Source organism: Neobacillus sp. Soil_C_43 (genome assembly GCF_057656715.1).
The window spans coordinates 77,782-89,595 of the sequence record NZ_JBDGJV010000010.1 but is presented as its reverse complement, the minus strand read 5'-3'; the positions used below and the strand labels follow the sequence as shown (position 1 = coordinate 89,595).

Here is an 11,814-nt window from a genome sequence, read left to right as displayed (position 1 = left end):
CACTATTCTCCCCGCTCGAATACTAATTGACTTCGATTAACTTTTTCAAACGCTTGGGAAAAATCCTTGATTAAATCATCTGGATTTTCTAGTCCAACCGATAGTCGGACGAGGCTATTAGTAATCCCGCGTTTTTCTCTTTCCTCTTGCGGCATGGCGGCATGTGACATTTTCGCTGGATAAGAAAGAATTGATTCGACTGCTCCAAGGCTGACAGCGAAAACAGGGATTTCTACATTAGCCAAAAAGGTTCGAAGCGCATCTTCACTTTCTAATTCAAACGATAAGACAGCTCCCGGCCCCGCTGCTTGCTTGTTCTGGATGTGATATTGAGGGTGACTTTCGAGCCCAGGATAATGCACCTTTTTCACAAGCGGATGTTCATCTAAAAATTTTGCGAGTTTAATAGCTGATTTCTGTGATTGTTCTAGCCGAACGTGAAGTGTCTTTATCCCTCTTAGTACGAGCCAGGCATCCTGGACGCCCAATATAGCACCAAATCCATTCTGTAAAAAGCCTAATCTTTTCGCCAAGTCTTCATCCTTAACCACAGCGAGACCCGCAACGACATCACTATGCCCAGATAAAAATTTCGTTGCGCTATGCAGGACTACATCAGCCCCTAATTCCAAAGGCTTTTGATGAGAAGGGGTAAGAAACGTATTATCAACAAAGGTTAACGCGCCAATTTCCTTTGCTAAACTGCTAATTGCCTCAATATCAGTCACTTTCATTAATGGATTGGAGGGTGTTTCCACATAAAATGCTTTTGTATTCGGCAAAATCGCTTGTTTTACTTCGTCTAAATTGGTCATATCCACAAAGGTATGTTCAATACTGAACCGGGAAAGGACCTGTGTGACCATCCGAAACGTACCGCCATATACATCTTCAGTAATGACAATATGATCACCAGCGGAAAGCAGAAGGAAGGCTGTCGAAATGGCGGCCATACCAGATGAAAAAGCAAAGCCTTTTAAACCACCCTCCAGCTCTGCAATCACATCTTCCAATGCTTCCCTTGTTGGATTTAAGCTGCGGCCATAATCGTATTTACCGAACTGGTCGAAATCAAATTGGTGGAAGGTGGATGCATGCTGAATGGGCACACTAACAGCACCCGTTGTCGGGTCCACTTTATGCTGATTATGAAGAAGCCTTGTTTCAAAGGTGTATTCCTCGTGTGACATTACACAATCACTCCTTCTTTCACGTTCTCGAACGCCTTTTTCAAGTCTTCAATTAAGTCTTGAGGATCTTCAATCCCAACGGAAAAACGTAATAAACGATTACAAACTCCAGATTGAATTCGTATTTCTTCCGGAATATCCGCATGTGTTTGTGTAGCAGGATACGTAATAAAGCTTTCCGTTCCACCGAGACTTTCTGCAAACGTAATGAGCGATAATCCTTGTAGGAATGGATTCACCCATGCTTCATCTTTTACTCGGAAAGAAACCATTCCACCGCGTCCAGGATATAGAACATCTGTCACATCTTCATGATTAGAAAGATACTCTACCACAGCTTTTGCATTCTTTTCGTGTCTTTCCATTCTAAGCGATAGAGTTTTCATTCCGCGCATTAACAGCCAGGAGTCAAATGGGCTAAGTACGGCACCCGCACCGTTATGATGAAAAGCTAATGCTTCACATAGTTCCTTTCCTTTAGCAACAATCAATCCTGCAAGTACGTCGTTATGACCACCCAGGTACTTCGTTGCACTATGAATAACGATATCAGCCCCGAGCTTAATGGGTTGCTGTAATAGTGGAGTATAGAAGGTATTATCAACAATCAAGAGTATTCCGTGCTCCTTTGCAATTTGAGAAACAGCGGCAATGTCCGATTGCTGCATGAGGGGATTAGTAGGAGTCTCCAAAAAAATGGCCTTTGTTTGTGGAGTAATCTTCCCTTCGATTTCTTCCGGACAACAGGTATTTACATATTGAGTGTTTAATCCCCATTTTTTAAAGCCTTGTTCTAATAAGCGATAGGTACCGCCATATAAATCTTCGCTAACAAGCCATTCATCTCCCGATTGAAATAAGGAAAGAATTGTGAAAATAGCAGCCATACCTGAACTGCAGGCAAAGCCTTGATCACCTGATTCTAAATCAGCAATCGTTTTTTCCAGGAGCTGACGCGTTGGGTTCCCTGTTCGACTATAGTCAAACCCTGTTGATTGCCCGATGCCTTCGTGTCGATAAGCAGTAGAAAAATAAACAGGCGGGTTCACTGTACCTGTCGCTGTCTCGCTGCGGTTTCCAATTTGGGCTAGTTTTGTGTCAATTTTGTACATAACGCACACTCCTTAAAGTTTGTTGTAATTAGAGTTAGTTTGCTAACTTTAACGCTACAGGGCGCTAAAGCTTTCAGATAAATAAAAAAAGTCTTCTTATAAGAAGAAGACTTTTGTACGTACGACCAAATTGTCATTCTTCTTATCTTGCAAATTAGTAAAATTTGCAGGACTTAGCACCTTTTCAATGAACGGATCGTTCTTTGAAGGTTGCTGAGGCGTCGCAGGGCCATTCCCTCAACCTCTCTTGATAAGAAATCAATTATTTAGATTATTTATAAAATTTACTACAAATTGGGGGGGATGTCAATTTGTTTTTATCTTAATGAGGAAACTTTAGTTATAACGGAGAGGACAAAATATTTAATTTATTATCTTAAAATTTATTGACAGTAATAGTTTATGGATTTATTATTAGTTATAACGAACGTTCTTGATAAAGAACTAATCTGGGTAATAAGTTACATAGAACGACAGTTTAAAAACTTAATTATACTAAATTTCAGGTATATCGGATTAGATATGATTCCTGATAATTAAGTGTGGTCTTACTGTTCTTTTTAGTGAACTAATAATGAAGTTGAAAATAATAAATGCTATGAATTTTTTTGATTGGCAGGAGGAAAAGATGAGCGCAATAGCCGGAATATATCATTTAAATAATGAACCTATCAATCTAGAGCAAGGAAACCGGATGATGAAAGAATTAGAAAAATATCCGGCCGATGATATTCAAACTTGGCATAACGACAAAGTCTTCCTTGGCTGCCATGCACAGTGGATTACACCGGAATCAGTTGGTGAAAAACTTCCTTACTATGACCATCAACGGAAGTTAGCCATTACCGCTGATGCAATTATTGATAATAGGGATGAATTGTTTGAGAGATTACAAGTTGATAAAAGGAAAAGAAAAGAGATCACTGATAGTGAATTGATTTTGCTTTCTTATCATAAATGGGGAGAAGACTGTCCGAAATTCCTAATTGGAGACTTCGCCTTTATGATTTGGGATGAAACAAAGCAAAAACTATTTGGTGCGAGGGATTTTTCCGGTGCCAGGACCCTTTATCTTTTTCGAGACAAACAAAGGGTTGTTTTTTGCACAACGATTAAACCATTATTTTCCTTACCATATATTCAGAAAAAATTAAATGAACATTGGTTAGCAGAATATCTTGCTATCTCAAACATGATTGACAACATAGATCCATCTTCAACGGTCTATAAAGACTTAGAACAACTACCTCCTTCACATACAATTTCAGTATCAAACGGGCGAATTACAATCTCAAAATTTAATGTAATTGAAATTACAGATTTAGGACTAAAAACTAATGAAGATTACGAAGAAGCTTTTAGGGATGTAGTCGATAAAGCTGTAAGATCAAGACTCCGAACACATCGTCGTGTGGGTGCACATTTAAGTGGAGGGTTAGATTCAAGTACAGTTGTTAGTTTTGCAGCCAAAGCTTTGAGTGAGAAAAATAGGAAATTACATACGTATAGTTCTGTACCTGTTGATGACTTTTTAGATTGGACACGGGCTCATACAATGGCTGACGAGAGACCGTACATACAGTCAACGGTCCAATATGTTGGTAATATTACAGAGCAGTATTTGGACTTTAAAGGAAAAACCCCCTACTCAGAAATTGATGATTGGCTTGAAACTATGGAAATGCCTTACAAATTTTTCGAAAATTCAATATGGGTTAAAGGAATTTATGAAAAAGCACAACAGGATGGGATAGGAGTGCTATTAGGAGGAGCAAGAGGAAACTTTACCATCTCTTGGGGGCCTGCATTAGACTATTATGCATTTCTATTAAAGAAGTTTAACCTGTATCGGCTCTTTCGTGAAGTAAATATATATAGTAAAAATATTGGTGCGGAAAGATCTAAAATCTTAAAAGTAGTTGGAAAAAAGGCATTCCCACTTCTAAAAGATCTATTTCCTCCAAAATACCAATACGACCTGCCAGTATTAATTAATTCTGAATTTGCCAAGAAAACTAATGTTTTTTCTGCATTAGAGGAATCTGGTTTAAACACTGGAAATTCCATAGCTCGTAATATACATGAAATACGAGGAAATCATTTTGGACAAATAAATTTATGGAACACAACAGGTACCAGTGGGACAAAATTATCATTACGTTATTCAGTACAGAGCCACGATCCTACAAATGATTTACGAGTTATTCGCTTTTGCTTATCCACTCCTATTGAACAATTTGTTCAGAATGGATTAGATAGAGCACTTATCCGTAGGGCAACAAATACCTATCTTCCTGATGATGTTAGGTTAAATCAACGTGTTAGGGGAATACAAGCTGCAGATGTGGTACATCGAATGAAGCCTTCTTGGAATGAATTTATTGAAGAGCTTAGACAGGTTAGTGTAAATCCATTAGCCTCAGAATTCCTAAATATGGAGGTAATTAAGGATGCACTAACCAAGATCAAGGACGAACCACGTCCAGAGTATGCATTTAATCCTGATTTTAGAATATTAATGCGAAGTCTAATTATCACTCGATTTTTAAATACCATTAATTGAAAGGAGGTGAGTTTTATGAAAAAGAATTGGCAAGCGCCTACATTAGAAGTACTAGATATTAAAATGACAATGGCTGGCCCAGGTATAGCTATTGTTGATCAGGTATACGAAGATGAGGATGAAAGAGGAGCACTTCACCACAGTTAAATAATTATTCAAAATTAAGGTTATTAGCACGCCCTTATACATATGAAAAAGTATAAGGGTTTTTTATCACATAGAGAATAAGTTGGAGTGAAATTTATGATTGGAACCGAGAAAAGAACGGTTTACACAGCATTTGGCCTAAGGATTTCAAGTGATATCCTCCTTCCAGAGTTAGACCAATGTAGCAACATAGAAGATAATGTGGATTTAGAAATTAAATATGGTGATTTGTCCGAAACCTGGAATAGATTATCATACCCTGAAGCAGTATTCATTGTTAAAGATGACTTCATAATGTTTCAAATCCCTGATACTGCGACGTTTTGTATACAAAATAGCAAAAAAATCATTGTCTGCCCAATAAATGGTGCAGATCTTGGGAAGATCCGACTGTACATCCTTGGTACATGTATGGGAGCCATTTTGCTGCAAAATAGGTTATTACCATTACATGGAAGTGCTGTTGAAATCAATGGGGAGGCATATGCTTTTATTGGTGAGTCGGGTGCTGGGAAGTCTACATTGGCTGCAGCCTTTTTAAACAATGGATACAAACTATTGAGTGATGACGTTATTGCTGTTTCATTATCAAACGATAATATTCCTCATGTTATTCCTTCTTTTCCACAGCAAAAGTTGTGGCATGAGAGTTTAGATCAATTTGGTATGGATACAGCCGATCTAAAGCCTTTATTTGATAGGGAAACAAAATATGCAGTACCCATTCCAACAAAGTTCTGTGAGAAACCCTTACCACTAGCAGGGATATTTGAACTAGTAAAAACACATAATGAAGAAATTGAGATGCATAAAATTGGAAAGTTGGAGTGTTTTCTGACTTTGTTAAATCATACGTACCGAAAGTCATTAATCAGGCGTCTTGGTTTAGAAGAATGGCACTTTACATATTCATCTAGAGTCTTAAGTAATATAGAAATCTTTAAATTACAACGCCCAACTTCGACATTTACAGCTCAAAATCTATTAACTTTAATTTTAAATACTATCAAATAGGAGGGACTTAAAATATTATGATAAATACTCTAAAGGTGACAACTCGTTCTACAATAGTACAAAGTCAAAAGCAGTTAGTAAGTGATATGGATGGGGAAAAGGTGATGCTTAGTATTACTAACGGGAAATATTATAACCTAGGGGATATAGGTGGGGATATATGGGGATTATTAGAAAAACCCATATTGGTTAAAGAACTAGTTACAGCATTATTATCAAAATATGAGGTTGAACAAGCAGAATGTGAGATTCAGGTGATTGATTTCTTACATGATTTATTGAAGGAAGGATTGGTAAAGTTTATATAATCGAAAGTTTAATATTGGAAATTGTTTAATTGAGGTAGCTTTCATGTATATTTTTAGAAAAATAAAGAAATTCTTACTGTTTGATAATGAAATGAGGTTGCTACTTTTAGAGGCACTTTTTTATTTAGGATACGCTCGCCTACTTAAATCTTTACCTTTTTCAAAGATTATTCCCATATTAGGTGTGTATATGGATAAAACCTCAATTAATAATTTTGATTCTAATTCTAATAGAAAGTTATTAGAGGAGATATCCTCCGCTATCCATTTAATGAGTAGATTTACACTTTGGGAAAGTCAATGTTTAGTAAAAGCAATAGCAGCTATGAAAATGCTAGAGAAGCGTCGGATTGAAAGCATACTTTACTTAGGAACAAATAAAGATAGAAACGGCAAATTGATTGCGCATGCATGGTTACGAAGTGGGAATTATTATTTAACTGGTGCAGAAGAAATGAACAAGTTTGCTGTTGTTTGTAAGATCGCAAAACTATTCAGTAACCAAAATGAAGGGGAACTAAATGAAAACCAAACCCAATCTTGATGTATCCGGCTTTTCAAACGAGTTAAAATTACTACTTGGTATTTTGAGGATGGATAAAGACTATAAAGAACTACAGTTAATAGAGGGTATGTTTAAAGATATTGATTGGAGTCTATTTATTGAATTAGTTAAGCATCATCGAGTTTACCCAATTATTTATAAAAAAATAAAAAATATTGGTGAGAATGCCATTCCTTCACATGTACAAAAAACATTATATGAATTGTATAAAAAGAATACTTTCCAAATGTTATTGATGAGCGGGGAAATGGAGCGGCTAGGAAAACTATTAGATGAACATGAGATTCAGACCCTTTTTTTAAAAGGTCCAATACTTTCTTCAGAGCTTTATTCGGATATCTCCCTTCGGACATGTAATGATATTGATCTACTTATCCCACAATGTGATTTGGGGAAAATGGAAACTCTCCTTAAGGAGAATGGCTATGTAAAGGATGATTATATACAAACAGTACTAGGAGACTGGAAATGGAGGCATCACCATGTAGCTTTTTACAATTATGAAAAAGGCATTAAGCTTGAAGTACATTGGAGACTTAATCCTGGACCGTCAAAGGAACCTAGCTTTTATGAAATGTGGAAACGAAAAAGAAAATGTTCGCTATTTAGTTCTCCGGTTTATTATTTAGGGCGTGAGGATCTATTTTATTTCTTGGTTACACATGGTGCTCGACATGGGTGGTCAAGACTTCGTTGGTTAGTAGATATTAGCCAATTATTGAAACAAGAGATTTGTGTAAAACAAACACTTAAGTTAATGCAAAAATATAAAACCCTTCATTTATGTGGGCAAGCTGCCATATTAACTTCTCAATTAATAGGTACTGAATTAAAAGGAGAAATTAGTCAAATAGCAACCGGTAAAAGGTCAAGAAAGTTAGCTCATGATGCATTGTTTTATATTAAACAAATGATTAATTTGCATTCAGAGCCACTTACTATTGAAGTATCTAAATACCATAAATATCATCTATTTTCATTAATGTCCTTTCAGCATAAATTATTATTTATTTTAAGCTTTCTTTATCCATACCATGAGGATGCTATAACATTGCCATTACCAAAAAAGGTACACTTTTTATATTTCCCATTACGCCCACTCCTATGGGTATGGAGGAGAGTTAGGAAATTTGCTTTCACTCAGGAGGATATCAAGTGAAACATCTATTTTATTTTACTAAATCTTTACAAGCTTTTGCTGGAAAAAAACTATATTTTAATCTTATTGGTATGGTATTAATAAGTTTCCTTGAAGGGTTAGGGATTGTTTTGTTAATTCCCATGATCAGCACGATTGGAATTTTAACCGTAAACATACATTCTGCTCCTATACCAGCAATACATGAATTGCTTGATAAATATCCTAAAACCCAGAGTTTATCTATAATACTTTGTATCTATATCCTATTGGTTGTTGGTCAGGGAGTTATACAAAAAAAAGTGGTTCTAAATAATATAAAAATACAAATTGGGTTTATAAATAACTTAAGATTAGAAACGTATCGAATTCTTTTAGAAGCAGATTGGGCTTTTTTAATGAAAAAAAGGAAGTCTGATTTAATTAATTCTTTAACAGATGAACTTGGACGTGTAAGTGCCGGAACTAACCTTTTTCTACAGTTAATTACTTCATTAATATTTACAATGATCCAGTTGGGTGTTGCTTTGTGGCTTTCTGTGAAAATAACTCTATTCGTTTTAGTTAGTAGTTTAATACTTGCATATTTTTCAAAAAGATTTGTGGTACAGTCAAGGGTTTTAGGTGGAAAAACCACTAAAATAGCAAAAAAATATCTAGGGGAAATTACAGATAATTTTAACGGAATAAAAGAAATAAAAAGTAATATATTAGAGGAATCGCGTATAGGATTGTTACGGTCGTGGTGTCATGAAATTGAGAAGGAAAAAATTGAACAGGTTAAATTAAAAAATAATTCGCAATTCTTTTATAAATTTTCATCAGCTATTTTAATTGCTATTCTCATTTTTTTATCGGTGGAAGTATTTAAAGCCAAGCCAGAACAATTATTACTAATTGTTTTAATATTTTCTAGATTGTGGCCGAGATTTTCTGGGATTCAGTCAAATGTGGAACAAATTGCTGCAAACCTTCCTGCTTTTACATCAATAAGAGAATTACAAGAAGAGAGTATAATTGCAAGGGAATTAAAAGATTCTAATCTTATTTTTGGTGAAAGATTTCCAATTATGATAAAAAAAGGTATTGAGTGTAAGGATATCTGTTTTCGATATAATTGTGAAGAGAAAATTTTCGCAATAAAAAATGCATCATTTAAAATATTCTCCAATACTATGACCGCAGTTGTTGGCCAATCAGGGGCAGGGAAAAGTACTTTAATTGATATCATAATGGGACTTTTACAACCTGAAAAGGGAACAATATTTATAGATGGGAAACCTTTATCAAGTAGTAATTTATATTCATTTAGAAAATCTATTAGTTACGTTCCCCAAGATCCATTCCTTTTTAATGGAAGTATAAGAGAAAACCTACTTATGATGGAACCTAATTCAACTGAAGAGCAAATATGGGAAGCATTAGAGCTTTCATCTGTTGCTGAGTTTGTAAGAAAGTTACCATTAGGGCTAGATACAACTGTAGGTGATAGAGGTGTTAGGTTGTCCGGTGGAGAACGCCAAAGACTTGTATTAGCACGTGCTCTCCTACGTAATCCCTCTATACTAGTTTTAGACGAGGCAACAAGTTCTTTAGACACAGAAAATGAGTTCAAAATTCAGGAAGCAATTGAGAGACTAAAAGGTAAAATGACTATAATAGTGATCGCCCATAGGCTATCAACCATTCGAAATGCTGACCAAGTAATTGTCTTAGATAACGGGGAGATAGTCCAACAAGGTCAGTATAATCAACTAGCCAATGAAAAAAAAGGTGTATTTAGTACGATGCTCAGAAAACAGATGGAAGTCAGTATGTAAAAAGGTGTATTTTATAATTCAGTCACCTACTTTTGAGAGGGTAATAAAAGGAAGAATTTCTATTGACTTGTTCTATATAAAGAACTACTATATGGATAAGTAGACATAACTTAGGCAACGTAAATTTTTTTTGAAAACTCGTTCTTTATTTAGAACCCGCAGTTCTTAATTGAATGAAAAATCTTAAAGTAAAGGTGATATTGTGAATCCAACTCATAAAGCTAAAGATATAAATTTATTGGAAATATTTCTTGTTGTAAAGCGGCGCATTTGGATTCTTGTTGGGGCAGTTTTACTTGCAAGTATAGTGGGCGGATTTCTAAATAGTTCAACATCTGTTCCACTGTTTCAATCATCCACTAAGATTATTTTTGATGCAGATGCAAAAGGACAAAAAACACTACAAGTAATTATAAGAGATTCAGCTGTGTTAGATAATGTGATTGAAAAGTTGAAATTAAATGAAACGGCAGACTCCTTAGCTGGAAAAATTAGTGTTTCAAGTGTTGATGAAACTCAGGTGGTAAGTATTAGTGTTATTTATTCTGAGGCCAGCATGGCAGCAAAAATTGCAGACACAACAGCTGAAGTATTCATTGGGAAAGTGCCGGAATATTCAACCAATGATTATGTTCGTATATTATCTAAAGCAAAAGTAAGAAATGTTCCCATAAACCCTAAAAGTAATAATAAATTGTACTTAGCAATTATTGGAGGTTTTGTTGCAGGTTTTGGACTGATATTTTTCTTAGAGTCTTTAGACGATAAGATTCGGTCTAAAAATGAAATTGAATTATTCCTTGAGCTTCCAGTTCTAGGGGGAGTGTCGAAAGTGAACAAAAGGAATGTAAAAAGAAAGACCAATAAAATTCAACTTGATGTGAGGGGGGAGACGATTGGCTATAAGTAAACGGAAATTGTTAGCTGAATCTAAAAAAAGGACAATTATAACTAATTCTTATCCTGAATCTGTCATTTCGGAACAATACCGAATGATTCAAACAAATATAAAATTTGTAATGTCTGATCAAAAAAGTCAAACTTTTCTAATTACTTCGCCTTGTGACATGGAAGGGAAATCTACAATCACAGCAAATTTAGCCGTGTCTATCGCACAACAGAAAAAAAAAGTTTTAGTCATTGATGCAAATCTTAGAAAACCTGCTTTACATACATTTTTTAAAGCACAAAATTCGAATGGATTAACAGACGTCTTAACAGGTAGGCTGTCCTTCAATGAGGCTGTTTACCATACTGAGACTTGGAGGCTTGATCTTCTCCCGAGTGGAATTGTCCCATTGAACCCGGTGGAATTGCTAGGTTCACAAATGATGGAAGAATTGTTAAGCAAAGTGAAACAATTGTACGATGTTGTTTTGATTGATTCTCAAGCAGTTCTTGAAGTAACCGATACTAGACTTCTAGCTAATCAGTGTGATGGAGTAGTATTGGTTATTCAGAAAAATAAGACAAAATTAACCAAGGCTGCTGAGGCAAAAAGAGTTTTAGAATTCGCCAAAGCAAAAATAGTTGGAGTCGTTCTGAATCAGTAAATAAGACAATAAAGGGTTAATTTTTCCTCTGATGTTCTTTATTGAGTACGATTATACATCTTTTATAGATTGGTGATGTCTCCTTACCGATATCCATGGAGGCACTCGGTCATGCTGTGGGTAAAGGACCTTAGACGCAAGTCGTCGATAGTATGATGTGAGGACGGGTTAGATGCCCACACTTAATTAAAATGGTTAAGTATGTGTTCTTATTTAAAGTGCATTTACTTAACCATTTTAAAATGAAGGAGTTTGGACATGAAAGATATTAATGATTATCCAAAATCATATAAAAAGGCCATAAGGTACATCAATCAAGAGGCAACTAAAGAACAATTAGCGGAAAATAGAAAACTAATAGATTATGCAATCAAGTTAAGACATCAGAGGGTAGATTAATAGTG

12 protein-coding genes and 1 riboswitch are annotated in these 11,814 nt (G+C 35.3%); of the genes, 10 read left to right on the top strand and 2 right to left on the bottom strand.

The genetic code is table 11. The features are described 5' to 3' along the window. Positions 1 to 2: 2 nt before the first annotated feature. Together metC and AC3A54_RS14530 are read right to left on the bottom strand one after the other, a co-directional pair. Positions 3 to 1,190 carry a cystathionine beta-lyase gene (metC, locus tag AC3A54_RS14535; RefSeq protein ID WP_487654983.1) on the bottom strand — a complete coding sequence of 396 codons (1,188 nt, stop codon included), beginning with the start codon at positions 1,188 to 1,190 and terminating at the stop codon, positions 3 to 5. Further along, the gene (locus tag AC3A54_RS14530; RefSeq protein ID WP_487654982.1) at positions 1,190 to 2,302 is read right to left on the bottom strand and encodes a methionine biosynthesis PLP-dependent protein; all 1,113 of its coding nucleotides are present in this window, start codon (positions 2,300 to 2,302) and stop codon (positions 1,190 to 1,192) included. Before AC3A54_RS14530 ends, metC begins: the two co-directional genes overlap by 1 nt. A 139-nt stretch (positions 2,303 to 2,441) precedes the next feature. After that, positions 2,442 to 2,559: riboswitch (SAM riboswitch) on the bottom strand. A gap of 371 nt (positions 2,560 to 2,930) precedes the next feature. On the opposite strand from AC3A54_RS14530, the gene AC3A54_RS14525 reads away from it, so the two are divergent. The 10 genes from AC3A54_RS14525 to AC3A54_RS14480 all read left to right on the top strand — a co-directional run bounded on the left by AC3A54_RS14525 (position 2,931) and on the right by AC3A54_RS14480 (position 11,809). Continuing rightward, positions 2,931 to 4,865: an asparagine synthase-related protein gene (locus AC3A54_RS14525; RefSeq protein WP_487654981.1), complete on the top strand. Its 1,935-nt coding sequence runs from the start codon at positions 2,931 to 2,933 to the stop codon at positions 4,863 to 4,865. A 15-nt stretch (positions 4,866 to 4,880) separates the two neighbouring features. Further along, on the top strand, positions 4,881 to 5,012 hold the full coding sequence (locus AC3A54_RS14520) for a paeninodin family lasso peptide (protein WP_335549031.1): 132 nt from the start codon (positions 4,881 to 4,883) through the stop codon (positions 5,010 to 5,012). A gap of 96 nt (positions 5,013 to 5,108) precedes the next feature. Continuing rightward, positions 5,109 to 6,026 (top strand): aldolase, encoded by a 918-nt coding sequence (locus AC3A54_RS14515; RefSeq protein ID WP_487654980.1) that lies wholly within the window; start codon positions 5,109 to 5,111, stop codon positions 6,024 to 6,026. Positions 6,027 to 6,043: 17 nt separating this feature from the next. Continuing rightward, positions 6,044 to 6,334 carry a lasso peptide biosynthesis PqqD family chaperone gene (locus AC3A54_RS14510; RefSeq protein ID WP_487654979.1) on the top strand — a complete coding sequence of 97 codons (291 nt, stop codon included), beginning with the start codon at positions 6,044 to 6,046 and terminating at the stop codon, positions 6,332 to 6,334. A gap of 43 nt (positions 6,335 to 6,377) precedes the next feature. Then, positions 6,378 to 6,878, top strand: coding sequence for a lasso peptide biosynthesis B2 protein (locus AC3A54_RS14505; protein WP_487654978.1), 501 nt, complete (start codon positions 6,378 to 6,380; stop codon positions 6,876 to 6,878). Continuing rightward, entirely contained in the window at positions 6,856 to 8,058 is a 1,203-nt protein-coding gene (locus AC3A54_RS14500; protein WP_487654977.1) for a nucleotidyltransferase domain-containing protein, read from the top strand. Before AC3A54_RS14505 ends, AC3A54_RS14500 begins: the two co-directional genes overlap by 23 nt. Beyond that, a complete protein-coding gene (locus AC3A54_RS14495; RefSeq protein ID WP_487654976.1) occupies positions 8,055 to 9,857 on the top strand; it encodes an ABC transporter ATP-binding protein in 1,803 nt (600 codons plus the stop codon). Before AC3A54_RS14500 ends, AC3A54_RS14495 begins: the two co-directional genes overlap by 4 nt. Before the next feature lie 202 nt (positions 9,858 to 10,059). Continuing rightward, entirely contained in the window at positions 10,060 to 10,767 is a 708-nt protein-coding gene (locus tag AC3A54_RS14490; protein WP_487654975.1) for a YveK family protein, read from the top strand. After that, a complete protein-coding gene (locus AC3A54_RS14485) occupies positions 10,754 to 11,410 on the top strand; it encodes a CpsD/CapB family tyrosine-protein kinase (protein ID WP_487654974.1) in 657 nt (218 codons plus the stop codon). The genes AC3A54_RS14490 and AC3A54_RS14485 overlap by 14 nt, the downstream gene beginning before the upstream one ends. A gap of 258 nt (positions 11,411 to 11,668) precedes the next feature. After that, complete coding sequence (locus AC3A54_RS14480; RefSeq protein WP_487654973.1) at positions 11,669 to 11,809, top strand: hypothetical protein; 141 nt, start codon at positions 11,669 to 11,671, stop codon at positions 11,807 to 11,809. Positions 11,810 to 11,814 lie beyond the last annotated feature (5 nt).

Bases quoted from the DNA above. Each gene is read 5' to 3' on its own strand.
- AC3A54_RS14510 (WP_487654979.1), top strand. From the start codon at position 6,044: ATGATAAATACTCTAAAGGTGACAACTCGTTCTACAATAGTACAAAGT.
- metC (WP_487654983.1), bottom strand. From the start codon at position 1,190: ATGTCACACGAGGAATACACCTTTGAAACAAGGCTTCTTCATAATCAG.
- AC3A54_RS14500 (WP_487654977.1), top strand. From the start codon at position 6,856: ATGAAAACCAAACCCAATCTTGATGTATCCGGCTTTTCAAACGAGTTA.
- AC3A54_RS14525 (WP_487654981.1), top strand. From the start codon at position 2,931: ATGAGCGCAATAGCCGGAATATATCATTTAAATAATGAACCTATCAAT.
- AC3A54_RS14505 (WP_487654978.1), top strand. From the start codon at position 6,378: ATGTATATTTTTAGAAAAATAAAGAAATTCTTACTGTTTGATAATGAA.
- AC3A54_RS14530 (WP_487654982.1), bottom strand. From the start codon at position 2,302: ATGTACAAAATTGACACAAAACTAGCCCAAATTGGAAACCGCAGCGAG.
- AC3A54_RS14515 (WP_487654980.1), top strand. From the start codon at position 5,109: ATGATTGGAACCGAGAAAAGAACGGTTTACACAGCATTTGGCCTAAGG.
- AC3A54_RS14520 (WP_335549031.1), top strand. From the start codon at position 4,881: ATGAAAAAGAATTGGCAAGCGCCTACATTAGAAGTACTAGATATTAAA.
- AC3A54_RS14480 (WP_487654973.1), top strand. From the start codon at position 11,669: ATGAAAGATATTAATGATTATCCAAAATCATATAAAAAGGCCATAAGG.